The following is a 19,730-nucleotide window of genomic DNA, read 5'->3' as shown; positions in this document are numbered from 1 at the left end:
AATTCTCGCTCGTCAGGCGCCCAACCTGGCGAGCAGTGCGTCACGGTCCAGCGATTCCGCCTCGGCCGCGCGACGGTGACGATACTCGAACTGGCCGGCGGCGAGGCCGCGTTCCGACACCACGACCCGGTGCGGGATGCCGATCAGCTCCATGTCGGCGAACATCGCGCCGGGGCGCAGGCCCCGGTCGTCCAGCACCACGTCGATTCCACGCTGCTGCAATTCGTCGTGCAGGGCCTCGGCGGCAGCAGCCACCTGGGGATCGTTCTTGGGGTTGATCACGCACACCGCGACCGTCCACGGCGCCATCGCCTCGGGCCAGATGATGCCGGCCTCGTCGTTGTTCTGTTCGATGGCGGCAGCGACGATGCGCGACACGCCGACGCCGTAACAGCCCATCGCCGGATTGACCGGCTTGCCGTTGGCGTCGAGCACGGTGCACTTCATGGCTTCGGAATACTTGCGGCCGAGCGCGAACACGTGACCGACCTCGATGCCGCGCGCGATCTGCAACACGCCCTTGCCATCGGGCGAGGGGTCGCCGGCGACGACATTGCGGATGTCGGCGACTTCCGGCTCCGGCAGGTCGCGGCCCCAGTTCACGCCGGCGATGTGGAAACCGGGTTTGTTGGCGCCGACCACGAAGTCGGACATCGCCGCGACGCTGCGATCGGCGATGACGCGGATCGGCTTCTTCGCGTTCAACGGGCCGAGGAAGCCGGGTTCGCTGCCAAGGTGGTCGAGGATTTCCGCTTCGGTCGCCAGGCGGTATTCGCCGAGGCCGACCAGCTTGGCCAGCTTGATCTCGTTGATCATGTGGTCGCCGCGCACCAGTGCCAGCACGAACGGGTCGTTGCCATCGGCATCGCTGCCGACGATCGCCACCGACTTGGCGGTGCGTTGCAGCGGGATGCCCATCAACGCGGCGACGTCCTCGCAGGTCTTCTGCGTGGGCGTGTCGATGTCGCGCAAGGCTTCCGTCGCGGCGCCACGCGGACCGGGCGAGACCGCTTCCGCCAGCTCGACGTTTGCTGCGTAATCGGAACCGTCGGAGAACACGGTGGCGTCTTCGCCGGAGTCGGCCAGCACCTGGAATTCGTGCGAGGCACTCCCGCCGATCGCGCCGGTATCCGCCGCCACTGCGCGGAACTTCAGCCCGAGGCGGGTGAAGATGCGGGTGTAGGTGTCGTACATGTTGCGGTATTCGGCGTGCAGCGAGTCATCGTCGAGATGGAAGGAATAGGCATCCTTCATCAGGAACTCGCGCGCGCGCATCACGCCGAAGCGCGGACGGATCTCGTCGCGGAACTTGGCGCTGATCTGGTAGAGATTGATCGGCAGTTGCTTGTAGCTGGTCAGTTCGTTGCGCGCGAACTCGGTCACCGCTTCTTCGGCGGTGGGGCTGAAGCAGTATTCCTGCTCCTTGCGATCCTGGATCTTCAGCAGCTGGTTGCCGAACTTCTCCCAGCGTCCGGTTTCTTCCCACAATTCCTTGGGCTGGATCAGCGGCAGCGCCATCTCGATCGCGCCGGCGCGGTTCATCTCCTCGCGGACGATGCCCTCGACCTTGCGCAGCACACGCAGGCCCAGCGGCGACCAGGCGTAGAGCCCGGCGGCGAGCTTGCGGATCATCCCGGTCCGGAGCATCAGCTTGTGGCTGGTCAGCTCGGCCTCGGCGGGGGTTTCTTTCTCGGTCCTGAGATGGAATTGCGAGAGGCGCATTACAGCAGTATCCAAAGTGCGACGACCCCCGATTGTGCCATGCAGCAGGCATTTCCGGCCGAAAACGACGCGTCCCGGGTACACTGCCGCCAATGAGTGTCCCGACCCCGTCGCCCGCGCGCCGCAGCGTCTACCTGCTGCCCAACCTGTTCACCACCGGTGCCCTGTTCTCCGGCTTCTACTCGATCATCGCCTCGTCGCAGGGGCTGGTCGAACACGCCTGCATCGCGATCTTCATCGCCGCGATCCTCGATGGGCTGGATGGCCGCGTCGCCCGCCTGACCAATACCCAGAGCGAATTCGGCGTGCAGTACGACTCGCTGTCCGACCTGATCAGCTTCGGCATGGCGCCGGCGCTGCTGGTCTATCACTGGGCGCTGGAATCGCTGCGCGACCAGGGCGCCACTGCCGGCAAGCTCGGCTGGCTGGCGGCCTTCCTCTATGCCGCCTGCGCGGCGCTGCGGTTGGCGCGTTTCAACAGCCAGGTCGGCACCGTCGACAAGCGCTGGTTCATCGGCCTCGCCAGCCCGGCGGCGGCGGCCGTGGTGTCGAGCTTCGTCTGGACCTTCCACGGACTGGGCTGGAAAGGCAACGAACTGAGCATGCCGGCCCTGGCGCTGACGGCGATCGTTGCGCTGCTGATGGTCAGTCGCGTGCGCTACACCAGCTTCAAGGGCGGTGGCAGCGGCCCGCGTTCGGAACGCGTGCCCTTCATGATGCTGGTGGGCGTGGTGATCGCGTTGATCGCGTTGGCGCTGGAGCCCGCGCGCACCTTGCTCTGCGTGTTCGGACTGTATGCACTGTCCGGTCCGGTGACGATGCTGGTACGCCGTCGCCCGGGGACGCCTGCGTGAGTTGGGATCCTTTCCAGCGCGAGGCCCTGGCCGAGCTGGGGATCGAGCTTTATGCCCTCGGCGGCGGGAATGTCGTCGCTACGGCCGAGGCGAGCGCACCCGATGCGCCGCGTGCACGTGCGGAAACCGGTGATGTGTTGTTGCGCAATCTGCTGAAGGCGGCGGGTGGCGAAACGCGTGAACAGGCCGTGCTGGCCTTGGCGGAGCCGCTGTCCGGATTGCGCGGCAACGCCGCCGCCAAGCGCGCGCTGTGGCCGTTGCTGAGGCGGTTGCGGCGATCGTGAGCGCAATCCCGTCGCCACCACCGATGCCGGCCGGTCGCCTGCGCCCGATCCGCGAAACCGATCTCGACGCGGTGATGGCGGTCGAGGAACGCGGGTATCCGCACCCGTGGTCGCGCAAGGTTTTTCGCGACTGCCTGCGCGCCGGCTATTCGGCATGGATGCTCGAAGACGGGATTGGCGACGTGCTCGGCTATGGCGTGCTGAGCCACGCCGCCGATGAATGTCATCTGCTCAATCTGTGCATTGATCCGCGCGTGCAGTCGCGCGGATTGGGACGATCCTTGCTGACGTCGTTGCTGCAATTGGCGCGCACGCGTGGTGCGCGGCAGATGTTCCTCGAAGTCCGGCCGTCGAACACGCATGCGATCGCGCTGTACCACGGTATCGGTTTCAACGAGATCGGGCGGCGTCCGCGCTATTACCCGGCGGCGAACGGCCAGCGCGAAGACGCGATCGTGATGGCGATGGAGTTGTTGGGCGACTAACGCACGTGCTGCTTGGCGGGCTCGTTCGCCAAAAGCATCGCCCGGCTGAGCGCCTGCTGCGGTTATCCGTATCGCCGACACGCCGTGAATCCATCCATGGAGGCTCGACTCGGCATCCATGCCTCGTATGGTCGGCGAGACGGACGAACCGCACAGGCGCCGCCGGTGGCGAGCTTTTCGCTTCTTTCTCAGAAGGCAGCAACACGCGCGCGGCGGTGGGTGCGCCAGTCCGGGGCGTGGGCGTTGCGCCGCATGGATGCGGCGCACGAGCCTACATGGACGTATTCACGGCGTCCCACGCACTGGAGCTGGCCACCCACCAGGCCAGCGCGTGCAATGCTGTTACCCCAACCGTGCGCGCTGTCCCGCCAAGGCATCGCGCTGTGCGGTCCACTCGCCGAGACGCTGGCGTTCCTGCTCGATCACGTGCGCGGGCGCCTTGCCTTCGAATGCCGCGAGCTTGTTCTGCGACTTGGTCAGCTCGCCTTCGACGCGCTTCAGTTCCTTGTCGAGGCGGACGCGTTCGGCGTCGAGATCGACCAGGCCTTCCAGCGGCACGAACAGGTCGAGATCGCCGACGCGCGCAGCCGCAGCGGCCGGCGGTTCGCCATCAAGGCGTTCGATGTGCTCGATGCGGGCGAGGAAGCGCAGCGCCGCATTGAAGGTCGACACCCGTGCGGTATCGCCCGCGTTGTCGCCGCGCACCAGCAGCGTGACCTGCTTCTTCGGCGGAATGCCGAGTTCGCTGCGCACGCGTCGCAACGCCGTCACCATCGCCTTCAGCCACTCGATGTCGTCGCTGGCCTGGCCGTAGGCGCTGGCATCGAAATCCGACGCCTGCGGATAGGCCTGGGTCATGATGCTGCCGGACTTGCCGAGCTTGGGCGCCACGACCTGCCACAGCTCTTCGCTGACGAACGGCACCAGCGGATGCAGCAGGCACAGCAGGCGTTCCAGCACGAACAACAATGTGTGGCGGGTGGAGTTGGCGATGGCCTTCTCTTCGCCGTTCAGCGCCGGCTTTGCGAGTTCGACGAACCAGTCGCAGAACTGGTTCCAGGCGAATTCGTACAAGGTCTGCGCCAGCAGGTCGAAGCGATAGTTGGCGAAATGTTCACCCGCTTCTTCGCTCGTCTTGGCCAGCTGCGCGAGGATCCACTTCTCGGCATCGGTCTTCGGTTGCGGCACGCCGTTGAAGCTCACGCTGTCGTCGAGCTTGTCCAGCGCGAAGCGTGTCGCGTTCCACAACTTGTTGCAGAAATTCTTGTAGCCCTCGGCACGGGCGAGGTCGAACTTGATGTCGCGGCCGGGGCCGGCCAGCGCGCACATGGTGAAGCGCAGCGCGTCGGCGCCGTGGGCGGCGATGCCCTCCGGGAACTCCTTGCGCGTCGCCTTTTCGATCTTGGGCGCGTCCTGTGGCTTCATCAGGCCGGTGGTGCGCTTGCCGACCAGCGCGTCGGCGCTGATGCCGTCGATGATGTCGATCGGGTCGAGGATGTTGCCCTTCGACTTCGACATCTTCTGGCCGTCCTTGTCGCGGACGAGCCCGGTGATGTAGACGTCGCGGAACGGCACTTCGCCGGTCAGCGCGTCGGTCATCATGATCATGCGCGCGACCCAGAAGAAGATGATGTCGAAGCCGGTGACCAGCACGCTGGTCGGCAGGTAGCGATCGAAGCCGCGTTCCGCCATCGCCTGCGCGTTCGGCCAGCCCATGGTGCTGATCGGCCAGATCGCCGAGGAGAACCAGGTTTCCAGCACGTCGTGGTCCTGGCGCAGCGCCGGTGCGGTGCCGCCGTGCTTCGCCGCGGCCTGCGCGCGCGCTTCTTCCTCGTCGTGCGCGACGTAGACATTGCCGGCGTTGTCGAACCATGCCGGGATGCGGTGGCCCCACCACAGCTGGCGGCTGATGGTCCAGTCCTGGATGTTCTCCATCCAGTGGCGATAGGTATTGATCCAGTTCGGCGGCACGAACTTCACCGAGCCCGGCTTTCCATCAACACCTTCGACCAGTTCGAGGCCGCGCTTGGCGAGATCGTCCATCTTCACGAACCATTGGTCGGTGAGGTAGGGCTCGATCACCTGGCCGCTGCGATCGCCGCGCGGCACCTGCAGGCGATGCGGCTTGGTCTCGACCAGATGGCCCTGCGCTTCGAGATCGGCGAGCACGGCCTTGCGGGCGGCAACGCGATCGAGGCCACGATACTGTTCCGGCGCGTTGTCGTTGATGCAGGCGACGTCGGTGAAGATGTTGATCAGCGGCAGGTTGTGGCGCTGGCCGACGGCGTAGTCGTTGAAGTCGTGCGCGGGCGTGACCTTGACCACGCCGGTGCCGAATTCGCGATCGACGTAGTCGTCGGCGATCACCGGGATTTCGCGACCCACCAGCGGCAGGCGCACGCGCTTGCCGACGAGGGCGGCGTAGCGTTCGTCTTCCGGATGCACCATCACCGCGGTATCGCCGATCATCGTTTCCGGACGCGTCGTCGCGACCACGACATGGTCGGGCTGGCCGGGTTCGGCATCGATCACGTCGTAGCGGATCGACCACAGGTGGCCGTTCTCTTCCTCGCTCACCACTTCGAGATCGGACACCGCGGTCTGCAGCACCGGATCCCAGTTCACCAGGCGCTGGCCGCGATAGATCAGGCCGCGCTCGAACAGGCGCACGAAGGTTTCGATCACTGCGGCGGACGGCGCTTCGTCCATCGTGAAGGTCTTGCGCGACCAGTCGCCCGACGCGCCGATGCGGCGCATCTGGCGTTCGATGTTGTCGCCGGACTGGCCCTTCCACTCCCAGACTTTCTCGATGAACTTCTCGCGGCCGAGCGAATCGCGGGTTTCGCCGGTCCCCGCGATCGCGAGATTGCGCGACACCACCATCTCGGTGGCGATGCCGGCATGGTCGCTGCCGACCTGCCACAGCGTGCGGAAGCCGCGCATGCGGTGATAACGCACCAATGCGTCCATCAGCGACAGCTGGAAGGCATGGCCCATGTGCAGCGTGCCGGTGACGTTCGGCGGCGGCAGCAGGATGGTGTAGGCGGGGCCATCGCCCTGCGGCGCGAAGACGCCCGACGCTTCCCATTGCGCGTACAGGCGGCTTTCGATGTCGGCGGGTTGGTAGCTCTGGGCGAGGTTGGTCATGTCGATAATGAAGCGTGTGCTTGGAATGGAGGGGATCAGCCGCGCAGCGCGCGGCGGATCTTCTGGTCGGTGTGGTACTGGCTGACGGCGTAGGCGGCCCAGATCGCGGCCGGCACCCAGCCGATCACCGTCAGGTGCAGGATCAGGCAGACGATGCCCGAGATCGGGCGACCGATGGTGAAGAAGGCGAACCAGGGCAGGAGCAGGGCGATCAGCAGGCGCATCGGTGTTCTCTCATCGGCTTACATGTCGTGTTTCTTGACGTCGAATCCGTTCGATTGATAGTGCTTCCAGCGTTCGCGCAACGGCGCGCGCGCGGCGGGATCGGCGGGCACGACTTCCAGCACGCGATCGAACGTGCCTTCAACCACGCCATCGCGCAGGTTGATGACCAGCGGGCGCAAGGCGACATCATTGTCGGGCGCGGCGATCAGCACCGCGGCTTCGTCCTCGTCCTCGTCGCTGCCGGCGATCTGGTGCGGGATGTAGGCGTCGGGATCGAACGACCACAGGAGGTCGTCGAGCGCTTCCGCCTGCGTCGCGTCGCGCGTCAGCACCAGCGTGTAGAGCCCGGCTTCGAAGGCCTTGCGTGCGAGTTCGCACACCAGCAGCAGCGGTTCCTCGCGAAACCGCGGCTTGTCGATCAGGTAGAAGTCGGCGCGTGGCACTCAGTTCACGCGGCGCGGTCGAGCAGCCACTGGCTGAGCAGGCCGACCGGACGACCGGTGGCCATGCCCATCTTGCCCTCGCCATTGGCGACGCCGGCGATGTCCATGTGCGCCCAGCGCTGACCCTCGGTGAAGCGCGACAGGAAGCAGCCGGCGGTGATCGCGCCGCCCCAGCGTCCGCCGATGTTGTAGACGTCGGCGAAGGCGGAATCGAGCATGGTCTGGTATTCGTCCCACAGCGGCATCTGCCAGGCGCGGTCGAACACGGTTTCGCCGGCATCGATCAGTTCGCGGGCGAGGTCGTCGTTCGACTTGGTCATCACGCCGGTGGCGAACTTGCCGAGCGCGACCATCATCGCGCCGGTCAGGGTGGCGACGTCGATCAGCGCCTGCGGCTCAAAGCGCTGCGCATAGGTCAGCGCGTCGCACAGGATCAGGCGGCCTTCGGCGTCGGTATTGCCCACTTCAATCGTCTTGCCGGACATGCTGGTGATGACGTCGGACGGGCGATAGGCGTCGCCGTCGATGGCGTTCTCGACCGCAGCGGCAATGGCGACGAGGTTGATCGGAAGATCCATGCCGACCGCCGACACGAAGGCGCCGAGTACGCTGGCGGCGCCGCACATGTCGTACTTCATCTCCTCGATGCCGCCTTGCGTCTTCAGGTTGACGCCGCCGGTATCGAAGGTGATGCCCTTGCCGACCAGGACGTAGGGCTTGGCATCGCCGGCGTTGGAAAATTTCAGCACGACCAGGCGCGGGCGCTGCGCACTGCCGCGCGCCACGGCCAGCAGCGAGCCCATGCCCAGGGCTTCCATCGCGGCATCGTCCAGCACTTCGCAGCTGACCTTGTCGAAATTCTTCGCGAAGGACTGCGCCTGTTCGGCGACGTAGGCGGGATTGCACACGTTCGGCGGCAGGTTGCCGAGTTCGCGGGCGAAGGCGACACCACCGGCGATGGCGATGCCGTGGGCGAGGGCGAGGTCGTCGCTGCCCTGGATGGCGAGATGCTCGAGACCGGTTTCCTCGCGCTTCTTGTTGTCCTTGCCCAGCGTGGCGACGTAGCGGTAGCAGGCGTGGTCGGCGGCGATCGCGGCCTGGCGGATCGCCCAGGCGGCATCTCGGTCCTTGACCGCCACTTCGCTCAAGGTGAACAGGGCGCGCTTGATCGGGCCGGTGCGCAGGGCGCGAGCGGCATCGCCCACGGCCTTGAGGTATTGCGGGGTGGCGAATTTGTCGGCATCCCCCAGCCCGATCACCAGCACGCGCGGCGCGCTGACACCGGCGACGTCATGGAGCAGGGCGCTGGCGCCGGTCTTGCCGGAGAGGTCGCCGCGTTCGGCCAGTTTGGACAGATGGCCGCCGCTGGCGCGATCCACGGCCTGGCCGGTCGCGGTGAAGGTCTTGTCGGCGAACAGGCCGATCACCAGGCAATCGGTGTCGAAGTGAACGGGATCGGCGTGGTTCAGTGCAAATTCGAGGGCCATCAACGAGATTCCTGCAGACTTACGTACAATCCCCCATCCCCCCGCGCGGGGACGGTCCCAGGACTGCGTCGCGTGAACCCACTAGTTTAGCGGTAACAGGCCCAACTGCCCCGAATGAAGACGCTCGACAAGTACCTGATGCGTGAATTCCTGCAGTCGGTGTTCGCCGCGCTCGTGGTGTTGCTGATGGTGATGGTCGGAGCGGCTTTCATGGACGTGCTGCGCGACATCGCCACCGGGCGCATGCCGGCCGGGATGATGTTCGCCCAGCTCGGACTGGTGATGATCGGCTGGATGCCGCTGATCCTGCCGCTGGCGCTGATGCTGGGCCTGCTGCTGGCGATGAGCCGCCTCTATCGCGATGCCGAGATGCCGGTGCTGGCGTCGGTCGGTGTTGGCCCGCGCCGCCTGCTGGGTCCGCTGCTGCCAGTGATCCTGCCGATGGTGGTGGTGATCGCGCTGTGCTCGCTGTGGCTGGCGCCGTGGTCGGACCGCTACAGCCGAGCGATGGTGAAAGAGGCCAATCGCAACATGCTGATCGCCGGCCTGGAGCCGGGCAAGTTCACCCAGCTGCCGGGCGCCAATGGCGTCGTCTACGTCGGCGACATGACCGCGGACGGCAGCCGTTTCCGCCGCGTCTTCATCTATCGCGAGAAGAAGGGCCGGATGGACGTGACCACTTCGTCCGACGGCACGGTGTGGCTGGATGGCAGCCGTGCGCGCTATCTGCGCCTGACTGACGGCTTCGAGGTGGAAGGGCCGCTGGGCGCCGGCACGCTCGACTACCGCCTGCTGCAATACAAGACCAATGACGTGAAGATGCCGGATCGCGACAACGGCGACGTCGACGATCGCATCCAGAGCCAGCCGACGTCGGCATTGCTGGCCGCCCCGGCCCGCGAAGCCAAGGCCGAACTGCATTGGCGCATCGCGCCGCCGCTGGTGGCGCTGGCGCTGGCCTTGTTGGCGATTCCGCTGTCGCGCAGTCCGCCGCGACAGGCGCGCTACGGCCGCATCGTCACCGGCGTGGTCGGCTACCTGCTGGCGGCGCAGTTGATGTTGCTGGGCAAGCAATGGCTGGGCAACGGCAAGATTCCGATCGCGCTCGGCCTGTGGTGGCTGGTGGTGCCGTTGCTGGCACTCGCTTTCTGGTCCTACTTCCGCGACGGCAGTCCGGGGAAATTGCGCCGATGATGCCGTTCCCGAAAATCCACGATCTCTACATCGGCCGCGTGGTGCTGGTCTACGTGCTGGCGGCGTGGTTCGTCGTCGTCGGCATGGACTTCATGATCGGCGGCGTGCTCACCGAGATGGGCAATGTCGGCAAGGGCGCGTTCACGGCGATGGATGCGGTGATCGTCAGCCTCTACACCTTGCCGTACCGGCTGTATTTCCACTTCCCGACTGCGGCGGTGATCGGTTCGCTGCTGGCGCTCGGCCAGCTGGCGGCGACCTCCGAACTGACGGTGATGCGCGCGCTCGGCCTGTCGCGTCGTCGCATCAGCCTTGCGGTGGCGATGGTGGTCGGCCTGATGACGCTGGTGATGATGATCAACGTCGAAACGGTGTCGCCGTGGGCGCAGGACCGCGCCGCCGCCTACCGCACCGCGCGCAAGACCAACGACACGATCATGCTGCAGTTCAAGGGCGTGTGGGCGCGCGAAGGCGATACCTTCATCAGCGCGACCGAAGGCCAGAACCACGACAGCGGCAAGGATCGCTGGCTGGAACTGCGCGGCATGCGCCTGTACGAATTCGAATCGAACGGGCGGCTGAAGTCGATCGCCTACGTCCAGAGCGGCGAACACCGGCCCGGTGGCTGGGTGTTGAAGGGCGTCGACCGCATGACGTTCTCAGACGACGCCGTGCAGAAGACCCATGCCGACCAGGAACAGTGGCAGTCGACGCTGGATGACACCGCGCTGGCCAGCACGGTGAGCCGGCCGCGCTACATGAGCACCAGCGATCTCAAGCAGGCGCTGGAGTATCGCGAGCGCAACCAGCTCGACCCGGGCGAAGTCGAGGAGCACTACTGGTCGCACTGGTTCTATCCGTTGAACGTGCTGGCGCTGTGCCTGGCGGCGATTCCGTTCGCGTTCGGCACGCTGCGCAGCGGCGGCCTCGGCAAGCGGCTGTTCCTCGGCATCGTGTTCGCGATCGGCTTCATGATGCTGCAGACGCAGATGGCGCGACTGGCCGGCGCGTTCAAGCTCGATTTCCGCATCGCCTACCTGATCCCGGTGGTGGTGATGCTGGGAATCTCGTGGCTGCTGTTCCGGCGGCGCTCGAGCTAAGCGCTCGCGCTATCCCGCTGCAGGTCGCGCACGAAGCGCGTGCCGCTCGCGCGGTCGTGCCAGGTGAGGCGATCGCGATCGAACAGCGCCCACCAGAAACCGAGCCCGCCGAGTCCCAGCGACACGCAGCCGACGAGGTAACGGATCCACAGCGCGCGCAACGATGCCTGTCCGCCGGATGCGGCATCGACATAGACCCGCCAAGGCTTCATCCCGATCGTCTGCCCGCCGCGGCGCCAGCTGACCGTCGCGTAGACGCCGGTGACAGCAAACATCAGCAGCGTTTCCAGCCAGCCCGCCCAGGTGCCGCTCTGCACCGCTTCGCCGCGATTGATGGCCAGCATCACGATGATCGTGACGAACCACAACGCCAACATCGGGAAGAAGTCGTAGGTCAGGCACAGCAGGCGCCAGCCGAGCAGGGCGCGTGGACGCGGAGCGGAATCGGGAGCGTTCATCCTCACAAGGATAAGCGTTAGGCTGCGCGCATGAGTGCACGGACTCCCGCCGAACGCCGCATGGCCGCGCTGCAGCTGCCGGATGCGGTCGACGCCGACATCGCCGCGATCGAATCCTGCCTGGAATCCGCCTGGGCCGAACATGGCCTGGCGCGCGCCACCCTGGACAGCTATCGACGCGATCTCGAAGGTTCCGCGCGCTGGTGCGCGACCAAGCGCGTGCAACTGGTCGACGCCAATCGCAGCGATCTCTACGGATTGCTGGCGTGGCGCAGCGAACAGCGTTATTCGCCGCGCAGTACGGCACGCCTGTTGTCGGCACTGCGGATGTTCTACGCCGATCGCATTCGCCGCGGCGCGCGCAGCGATGATCCCGTGGCATTGCTCGACAGCCCGAAGATGCCGCGCAGCCTGCCCAAGGCGATGGCGGAGGGCCAGATCGAAGCGATGCTGGGGGCGCCGGATATCGAGACCACCGAAGGCCTGCGCGATCGCGGAATGCTGGAATTGATGTACGCCTGCGGCCTGCGCGTGAGTGAACTGGTCGATCTTCCGGCGACTGCGCTCAACCTGCGCCAAGGTGTGCTGCGCGTGCGCGGCAAGGGCAACAAGGAGCGCCTAGTGCCGCTGGGCGAGGAAGCCCAGCATTGGCTGGAGCGCTATCTGCGCGAGTCGCGCCCGCAGCTGGCCGGACGACGCACGCTGGAAGCGTTGTTCCTGACGACGAAAGCCGAGCCACTGACCCGCCAGGCGTTCTGGAGCCTGGTCAAACGCTACGCGGTGGTCGCGGGAATCGATCCGGCCCGGGTCAGTCCGCACGCGCTGCGCCACAGTTTCGCGACGCATCTCCTCAACCATGGCGCAGACCTGCGCGCGCTGCAGATGCTGCTCGGGCATAGCGCGCTCTCGACCACCCAGATCTACACCCTGGTGGCGCGCGAGCAATTGAAGTCCTTGCATGCCCGCCACCACCCTCGCGGCTAGGTGTTCAGGTTGTGAGGCGGTGTTTCCGGTGATCCATGCGAAAATGCCGCCGTGACCAGAATTCTCCGGACCCTGATGAACCCGCGCCTTCTTCTTGCTACCGCGACCGCGGCCGCCAGCCTGGCCGCCTGCGCCAAGCCCATGGCTGCCGAAAACGCCAAGGCCGGCGATGCCAAACCGGTGCCGGTTGCCGGCGCCATCGCCAAGCCCACCGCCGGTTCGCCCGAGGCGCGCGCCATCGATGCCCTGCACAAGGTCAATCCGGGGCTGAAGGTCGATCGCGCGACTGCCGCGCCGATAGCCGGTTTCCGCGAGCTCATCGTGGGTGGCCAGACCCTGTACGTCTCCGATGACGGTCGCTACGTGCTGCAGGGCAATCTCTACGACGTCAACGCCAAGAAGGACTTGAGCCAGGACACGATGGCGGCGCTGCGCCGCGAGGAACTGGCCAAGGTACCGGCGTCCCAGCGCATCGTGTTCGCGCCGGCCAATCCGAAGTACACGGTCAGCGTGTTCACCGACATCCAGTGCGGGTTCTGCCAGAAGCTGCACAGCCAGATCGCCCAGTACAACGCCCAGGGCATCGCCGTCGAATACCTGGCCTTCCCGCGCATGGGACCGGCCAGCGACGATTTCAGCCAGATGGAAGCGGTGTGGTGTTCGGCCGATCGCGGCAAGGCGCTGACCGATGCCAAGAACGGCAAGCGCATCAATGCCGCCCGCTGCACCAACCCGGTGGCGATGGAGTACGACCTCGGCCGCCGCCTGGGCCTGACCGGTACCCCGATGATCGTCGCGCCGAATGGCAATGCGGCGCCGGGCTATCTCGACCCGACGCGGATGAAGCAGTGGCTCGATTCGGGAGCCACGCAGTAAAGCCAGGTCGTCCGCCACCCGGCGGCAAGAGGCGAGGGCCGTTACAATAGACGACCATTCGCCACGGTTTTCCTGGACATGATCGTGCTCGAGGGCCAGCCGGCCCTGTCGCCGTTCCGCCGCGAACGGCTGGAAGCTCGCCTCCGCGCCATCGCCCCCGAACTCGGCATCACCGCAAGCTGGTTCACCTACTGGGTGCAACCGCAGGACGGCGTCTCGCCGGGCTCTGACAAGATTGATCTCGTCAAGCTCGGTCGCATCCTCCAGGCCAGCCCGGACGCGCAGCCGCGCGCCGCGGGATCGATTTCCCGTTACGTCAGTCCGCGCCTCGGCACCATTTCGCCGTGGGCGAGCAAGGCTGGCGAACTGCTGCAGGGCGCCGGGTTGCCGGTGCAACGCGTCGAACGCGGCATCCGCCTCGACGTTTCCGGCTGGCCGACCGATGCCGCCACCCAGGCCGCGTTGTCGAAGGTGCTGCACGATCCGATGACGCAGTCGCTGCTCGACGATGTCGCCGACGCCGCGCATCTGTTCGAAGCCCATCCGCGCGCCGCGCTGGAACGCGTGCCGCTGGACACGCTCGCCGCCGCCAATCGCCGCCTCGGCCTCGCCCTGGCCGACGACGAAGTCGAATACCTGCAGCAGCGTTATGGCGAATTGCAGCGCGATCCCGCCGATGTCGAACTGATGATGTTCGCGCAGGCCAACTCGGAACACTGCCGCCACAAGATCTTCAATGCCAGCTGGACGCTGGATGGCGATGCGCAGGAGCGTTCGCTGTTCCGCATGATCAAGAACACCCACCAGCGCACGCCGCAGCACACATTGTCGGCATACAGCGACAACGCCGCGGTGGTGGAAGGCTACGAGACGCGCCGCTTGCAGTCCGATCCGGTCACCCACGAATGGGTGCTGAAGCCGGCGCAGGAGTCGGCGTTCGCGATCAAGGTGGAAACGCACAACCATCCGACCGCGATCTCGCCGTATGCGGGTGCGTCCACCGGTTCCGGCGGCGAAATCCGCGACGAAGGTGCGACCGGCCGCGGCGGCAAGCCCAAGGCCGGCCTCTGCGGTTTCAGCGTGTCCGAACTGCGCATCCCGACGCTGCCGCAGCCGTGGGAACAGCCGCGCGTGCTCAATCCGCGAATGGCGCCGGCGCTGCAGATCATGCTGGAAGGCCCGATCGGCGCGGCCGCGTTCAACAACGAATTCGGCCGTCCCAATCTCGCCGGGTATTTCCGCACGTTCGAAGCGGTGCAGCCCGATGGCCTGGTGCGCGCCTACGACAAGCCGATCATGCTCGCCGGCGGTCTGGGCGCGATCGATCGCGCGCTGGTCGAGAAGCGTCGCCTGCAACCGGGCGATGCGGTGATCGTGCTCGGCGGTCCGGCGATGCTGATCGGGCTCGGCGGTGGCGCCGCGAGTTCGCTGGCCTCGGGCCAGAGTTCGGAAGAACTCGATTTCGCCTCGGTGCAGCGCGACAACCCGGAAATGGAGCGTCGTGCCCAGGAAGTGATCGACGCCTGCGTCGCCCTGGCCGAACGCAACCCGATCCGCAGCATCCACGACGTCGGCGCCGGCGGTTTGTCGAACGCGATTCCCGAACTGCTGCACGATTCCGGCGTCGGTGGCGTGATCGATCTCGATCGCGTGCCCAGCGACGATCCCACGCTGTCGCCGATGCAGCTGTGGTGCAACGAATCGCAGGAACGCTACGTGCTCGGCATTGCTGCCGATCGTGTCGACGAATTCGCCGCGCTGTGCGCGCGCGAGCGTTGCCCGTTCGCGGTGGTCGGCCACGCGACCGCGGAAGAACGCCTGGTGGTGGGGTATGGCGCGACGGTCGAATCGATCGCGCTGCCCAAGGCCGAAGCCAACGCCATCGACCTGCCGATGGACGTGCTGTTCGGCAAGGCGCCGAAGATGCATCGCGACGCGGAGTCGCCCAAGGCGCCGCGCTGGAACGAACTCGCGACCACGGGCCTGTCGCTGCGCGACGCCGGTTTGCGCGTGCTGGCGCATCCGACCGTCGCGTCGAAATCCTTCCTCGTCACCATCGGCGACCGCAGCGTCGGCGGCCTCACCGCGCGCGACCAGATGGTCGGGCCGTGGCAGCTGCCGGTGGCCGACGTCGCGATCACGCTGGCCGGCTACGACGGCCACGCTGGCGAAGCGATGGCGATCGGCGAACGCACGCCGCTGGCGCTGATCGATGCCGCCGCCAGTGCGCGCATGGCGGTCGGCGAAGCGATCACCAACCTGTGCGCGGCACCGGTGGATGCGCTCGAACGCATCAAGCTCTCCGCCAACTGGATGGCTGCCGCCGGCACGCCGGGCGAAGACGCCCGCCTGTACGAGGCGGTGCAGGCGGTCGGCATGGAGCTGTGCCCGGCGCTGGGCCTGAGCATTCCGGTCGGCAAGGATTCGCTGTCGATGCAGGCGCAGTGGCAGGTCGACGGCGAGACGCACAAGTCGGTGTCGCCGGTGTCGCTGATCGTCACCGCGTTCGCGCCGGTGCACGACGTCCGCAAGCAACTCACGCCGCTGCTGTCGCGCGAAGACGATACCGAACTGTGGCTGATCGGCCTGGGTGCCGGCCAGCGTCGCCTGGGTGGCTCGATCCTCGCGCAATGCTTCAACGCCTTCGGCGGCGACGCGCCCGACCTCGACGATCCGGAATTGCTGCGTGGCTTCTTCGAGCTGATGCGCGATGCGCGCGAAGCCGGACTGCTGCTGGCCTACCACGACCGTTCCGATGGCGGCGCGTTCGCAGCCCTGTGCGAAATGGCGTTCGCCTCGCATCGCGGGCTCGACATCTCGCTCGACGGCTGGGCCACCGCCCACGACGACGATCCCTTCGAGGTGTTGTTCAACGAGGAACTCGGCGCGGTGGTGCAGATCCGCAGCGAGGATCGCGCCGAATTCGCCGATCTCGTCGCGCGCCACGGCCTGGTCGAATGCGCCCAGCGCATCGCCAAGCCGACCACCGCCGACGACATCCGCGTGCTCGCGGGCGGCAAGACCGTCGCCGAATGGCATTGGCACGAATTGTTCGACGCCTGGTGGGCGGTGACGCACGCGATGCAGCGCATGCGCGACAACCCGGAATCGGCCGACCAGGAACGCGAACTCGCGCGCCGCTTCGATGCGGCAGGTTTGGTGCCGAAACTGGCCTTCGATCCCGAAGACGATATCGCCGCGGCCTTGATCGCCGGTGGCAAGCGTCCGCGCGTCGCCATCCTGCGCGAGCAGGGCGTGAACGGCCAGGTCGAGATGGCGTCCGCGTTCATGCGCGCCGGCTTCGACGCGCAGGACGTGCACATGAGCGACCTGATCGAAGGCCGCACCACGCTCGACGATTTCGTCGGCCTCGCCGCCTGCGGCGGTTTCAGCTACGGCGACGTGCTCGGTGCCGGTCGCGGCTGGGCGACCTCGATCCTCGAACGTCCGGCCCTGCGCGCGATGTTCGAACGCTTCTTCGCGCGTTCCGACACCTTCACGCTCGGCGTGTGCAACGGCTGCCAGATGCTGGCGCAGTTGCGCGACATCATCCCTGGCGCCGCGCATTTCCCCGACCTGCAACGCAACGCCAGCGAGCAGTACGAGGCGCGCCTGTCGCAGGTGGAAGTGCCGGAATCGCCGTCGATCCTGCTGCGCGGCATGGCTGGTTCGCGCATCCCGGTGGTGGTGGCGCACGGCGAGGGCCGCATGCAGTTCGCCAGCGCAGAGGGTCAGGCGAAGGTCGCGGTCGTGGCGCGTTATGTCGATGGCGAAGGTCGCGTCGCGACCAGCTATCCAACCAATCCCAACGGTTCGCCCGATGGCATGGCCGGCGTCTGCAGCGATGATGGCCGCGTTACCATCCTGATGCCGCATCCGGAACGCACGCGGGTCACCGCCAACTTCAGCTGGCATCCCGAGAGCTGGGGCGACACCTCGCCGTGGGCGCGGATGTTCCGCAACGCGCGGGCCTGGGTTGGTTGATGCCGGAACTGCCCATCATCCTGTTGCCGGTTGGCCCGGATGATGTGGCGCTGGATGCCTGTCTCGCCGCGCTCGATGCCTCGACGCCGGCGGGTGCGCGCGTCTGGTTGATCGATGACGCCCAGGCCGGTCCGCGCAGCGCGCGCGTGATCGAGCACTGGATCGCGCAGACGAAACTCGAACCCGATTACACACGGCGCGGTCGTTCGATCGGCGAGAGCGCGCATCTCGCCGAAGCGCTCGATATCTGCGGCGATGCCGACGTCGCCGTCCTCGCCGGCGATGCCGTACCGGTGCCAGGCTGGCTCAACCAGTTGCAGGCCTGCTTTGCCCGCGATGGTGCGATCGGCACGGCGACGCCGTGGAGCAATCTCGGCGAACTCGCGTCGTGGCCACGGCTTGGCGATCTCAATCCCTTGCCCGATGAGCCGTTGCGCTTGGCGAATGCCTTGCGCGGGATGGCGCCGGTGCATCCGGAATTGCCGGCCGCGGTAAGCCATGCGGTATTGCTGCGCGGTCGCGCGCTGCGGAAGGCTGGCGGCATCGATCATGCGAGTTACGGGTCGTGGTCGGCGGCGCTGGCCGACCTCTCGCTGCGCCTTGCCGGGTTCGGCTGGCGCAACGTGTTGTGCGAAACCGCATTCGTCGGGCGCATGGCCGAAGGCGAATTGCAGGATGGCGACCAGGATGCGCTCTCGGTGCGCTGGCCGGACTGGTATTCGCGGATGGCGGCAATGCTGATGCACGATCCGCTGCACGAGCTGCGCGAACAGCTGGCGCAACGTGTTGCGACCGCCGAGCCGTTGCCGCCGCAGGCGGAGTTGTTCGAATGAACGCCGATGACATCGCCGCGATCGTGGTGAGTTATCGCAGCGCGGCGACCATCGACGCCTGCCTGCGCCATCTGCGCGCGGCGCGTGACGTGGTGCAGATCCGCGTCGTCGACAACGGTTCCGACGACGGCACGATGGAATGCGTGCAGCGCCATGCAGCCGCCGATCCACGCATCCGCTTCGTCGCGAACCCGGACAATCCCGGATTCGCGGTGGGCTGCAACCAGGGCGCGAACGACAGCGACGCGCCGTGGCTGGCCTTCGTCAATCCCGACCTGATGGTGGCGACGGACGACCTGGCGCGACTGCGCGACGATGCACGCTTGCTCGGCGAAGCCCTGGTGGGCGCCGACCTGGTCGACGAATCCGGCGACCACGATCCCGCCGCGCGCCGTCGCGATCCCGACTTCGCGGCGATGCTGCGCAATCCCGCGATGCGCGTCCTGTCCGTTGCGTCGAATGGCGAACCCTTGCAGCGCGTCGCCGCGGTGTCCGGGGCCTTGATGCTGATGTCGCGCGCGTTGTTCGAACGCATCGATGGCTTCGACCAGGAATATCGCCTGCACGCCGAGGATCTCGACCTGTGCCGGCGCGTGCGCGCGGCGGGTGCGATCGTTGCGATCGACAATTCGGTCGTCGTGACTCATCTGCGCGGGGTGTCGTCGCGCTCGCGTCCGATCTTCGTGGAATGGCACAAGCATCGTGGCCTGTGGCGCTATTTCCGCAAGTTCGATGCAGTCGATCACGGGATTGCGACGCGAGTGCTGGTGTTCGCGATGGTCTGGGCGAGGTTTCCGTTGGCGGCGATGCGGGCGATGGCGCGAGCGGGCTGATCGCGGAGCGTCTGCCTGCCGTTTGCCGGGTAAGATGCCGGATTCGGAGAGGGGATCCCGACGTGCACGACACCAATGCCTGCGCCAATTGCCTGCGCGCAATCGACGCAACCGACCAGCGTTTCTGTCCGGGCTGCGGCCAGCCGACGCCGGCGCACCGCATCGACTGGCATTTCATCAGCCATGAGCTCGAACACAGCGTGCTGCACATGGACCGCGGCATTCTTTTCACGCTCAGGCAACTCGTGCTCCGGCCCGGCGACCTGATCCGCGATTACATCGAAGGGCGCAGGGCCAACCTGGTCAAGCCGCTGTTGTTGCTGATGATCCTGTCGGCCGCGATCGTGTTCCTTTCGAGCATGCAGGGCGTCGGGACGATGGCGGTGCAGTTCGATGGGGCATCGGTTTCACAGGACAAAATCTTTCGCCTCGTGGATGACTGGATGACGGCGCATTTCGCCCTGGTCACCATCCTGCTGCTACCGCTGGAGGCGCTGGCATTCAAGCTGGTGTTCCGCGGGGCGCAGGGCCTGAACTATCCGGAGTGGCTGGTGATCATCGCTTTCCTGACGGCGCAGACCATGATGCTGTGGATCCTGGCTTTGTTGTTGCAGCGCTGGATGCCGCACCTGCCGCAATGGGCGGTGTTGTTGTCGATGGTTTACGGGGTTTTCTCCCTCGTGCAGTTTTTTCGCGACGAACCACGCTGGAAAACCGTGCTGCGCAGTCTCGGCAGCTATCTTGTCTTCATCGTGATGAATCAGGTGCTGGTGTGGGCCGCTTTTTTTGTCGTCTTCGCCCTGACCAGGCACCACTGAACG

The 19,730-nt window shown here is 66.4% G+C and carries 17 protein-coding genes; 11 read left to right on the top strand and 6 right to left on the bottom strand.

Annotation, left to right across the window (positions count from 1 at the left end):
- Positions 1-12 precede the first annotated feature (12 nt).
- Complete coding sequence (locus ABE093_RS04415) at positions 13-1,722, bottom strand: proline--tRNA ligase (RefSeq protein ID WP_430759623.1); 1,710 nt, start codon at positions 1,720-1,722, stop codon at positions 13-15.
- 92 nt (positions 1,723-1,814) lie between these two features.
- On the opposite strand from ABE093_RS04415, the gene pssA reads away from it, so the two are divergent.
- From pssA to rimI, 3 genes are read left to right on the top strand one after another with little or no spacing between them, the layout of a single operon-like run.
- Positions 1,815-2,576: a CDP-diacylglycerol--serine O-phosphatidyltransferase gene (pssA, locus tag ABE093_RS04410; protein ID WP_430759622.1), complete on the top strand. Its 762-nt coding sequence runs from the start codon at positions 1,815-1,817 to the stop codon at positions 2,574-2,576.
- A complete protein-coding gene (locus ABE093_RS04405; RefSeq protein WP_430759621.1) occupies positions 2,573-2,860 on the top strand; it encodes a hypothetical protein in 288 nt (95 codons plus the stop codon). The genes pssA and ABE093_RS04405 overlap by 4 nt, the downstream gene beginning before the upstream one ends.
- A complete protein-coding gene (gene rimI / locus ABE093_RS04400) occupies positions 2,857-3,345 on the top strand; it encodes a ribosomal protein S18-alanine N-acetyltransferase (RefSeq protein ID WP_430759620.1) in 489 nt (162 codons plus the stop codon). The genes ABE093_RS04405 and rimI overlap by 4 nt, the downstream gene beginning before the upstream one ends.
- 342 nt (positions 3,346-3,687) lie before the next feature.
- Here the strand turns inward: rimI and ABE093_RS04395 are convergent, their stop codons facing one another.
- Genes ABE093_RS04395 through ABE093_RS04380 form a run of 4 tightly spaced genes read right to left on the bottom strand, consistent with a single transcriptional unit; the run spans position 3,688 to position 8,647 of the window.
- Positions 3,688-6,492, bottom strand: a complete 2,805-nt coding sequence (locus ABE093_RS04395; protein ID WP_430759619.1) for a valine--tRNA ligase — start codon at positions 6,490-6,492, stop codon at positions 3,688-3,690.
- A gap of 35 nt (positions 6,493-6,527) precedes the next feature.
- Positions 6,528-6,716, bottom strand: a complete 189-nt coding sequence (locus ABE093_RS04390) for a YqaE/Pmp3 family membrane protein (protein WP_430759618.1) — start codon at positions 6,714-6,716, stop codon at positions 6,528-6,530.
- An 18-nt stretch (positions 6,717-6,734) separates the two neighbouring features.
- The gene (locus ABE093_RS04385) at positions 6,735-7,160 is read right to left on the bottom strand and encodes a DNA polymerase III subunit chi (protein WP_430759617.1); all 426 of its coding nucleotides are present in this window, start codon (positions 7,158-7,160) and stop codon (positions 6,735-6,737) included.
- A gap of 5 nt (positions 7,161-7,165) precedes the next feature.
- Positions 7,166-8,647: a leucyl aminopeptidase gene (locus ABE093_RS04380; RefSeq protein WP_430759616.1), complete on the bottom strand. Its 1,482-nt coding sequence runs from the start codon at positions 8,645-8,647 to the stop codon at positions 7,166-7,168.
- A gap of 114 nt (positions 8,648-8,761) precedes the next feature.
- Between ABE093_RS04380 and lptF the strand changes: the two genes are divergently transcribed.
- Together lptF and lptG are read left to right on the top strand one after the other, a co-directional pair.
- The gene (lptF, locus tag ABE093_RS04375) at positions 8,762-9,841 is read left to right on the top strand and encodes an LPS export ABC transporter permease LptF (RefSeq protein WP_430759615.1); all 1,080 of its coding nucleotides are present in this window, start codon (positions 8,762-8,764) and stop codon (positions 9,839-9,841) included.
- Entirely contained in the window at positions 9,838-10,941 is a 1,104-nt protein-coding gene (gene lptG / locus ABE093_RS04370; protein WP_430759614.1) for an LPS export ABC transporter permease LptG, read from the top strand. Before lptF ends, lptG begins: the two co-directional genes overlap by 4 nt.
- On the opposite strand, the gene ABE093_RS04365 is transcribed toward lptG, so the two are convergent.
- Entirely contained in the window at positions 10,938-11,399 is a 462-nt protein-coding gene (locus tag ABE093_RS04365) for an RDD family protein (protein WP_430759613.1), read from the bottom strand. The two genes, lptG and ABE093_RS04365, sit on opposite strands and share 4 nt — an antisense overlap.
- A gap of 30 nt (positions 11,400-11,429) precedes the next feature.
- Between ABE093_RS04365 and xerD the strand changes: the two genes are divergently transcribed.
- From xerD to ABE093_RS04335, 6 genes are all read left to right on the top strand, one after another.
- Positions 11,430-12,383: a site-specific tyrosine recombinase XerD gene (xerD, locus tag ABE093_RS04360; RefSeq protein ID WP_430759612.1), complete on the top strand. Its 954-nt coding sequence runs from the start codon at positions 11,430-11,432 to the stop codon at positions 12,381-12,383.
- A 75-nt stretch (positions 12,384-12,458) separates the two neighbouring features.
- On the top strand, positions 12,459-13,259 hold the full coding sequence (locus ABE093_RS04355; protein ID WP_430760085.1) for a DsbC family protein: 801 nt from the start codon (positions 12,459-12,461) through the stop codon (positions 13,257-13,259).
- A gap of 78 nt (positions 13,260-13,337) precedes the next feature.
- Positions 13,338-17,243, top strand: coding sequence for a phosphoribosylformylglycinamidine synthase (gene purL, locus ABE093_RS04350; protein ID WP_430759611.1), 3,906 nt, complete (start codon positions 13,338-13,340; stop codon positions 17,241-17,243).
- Entirely contained in the window at positions 17,243-18,076 is an 834-nt protein-coding gene (locus ABE093_RS04345) for a glycosyltransferase family 2 protein (RefSeq protein WP_430759610.1), read from the top strand. Before purL ends, ABE093_RS04345 begins: the two co-directional genes overlap by 1 nt.
- Positions 18,073-18,909 (top strand): glycosyltransferase family 2 protein, encoded by an 837-nt coding sequence (locus ABE093_RS04340; RefSeq protein ID WP_430759609.1) that lies wholly within the window; start codon positions 18,073-18,075, stop codon positions 18,907-18,909. Before ABE093_RS04345 ends, ABE093_RS04340 begins: the two co-directional genes overlap by 4 nt.
- 62 nt (positions 18,910-18,971) lie before the next feature.
- Entirely contained in the window at positions 18,972-19,727 is a 756-nt protein-coding gene (locus ABE093_RS04335) for a DUF3667 domain-containing protein (protein ID WP_430759608.1), read from the top strand.
- The last annotated feature ends 3 nt before the right edge of the window (positions 19,728-19,730 follow it).

It is taken from the genome of Solilutibacter silvestris, from assembly GCF_050574925.1.
Lineage (GTDB): Bacteria > Pseudomonadota > Gammaproteobacteria > Xanthomonadales > Xanthomonadaceae > Solilutibacter > Solilutibacter silvestris_A.
This window is presented reverse-complemented; position numbering and strand designations above follow the sequence as displayed.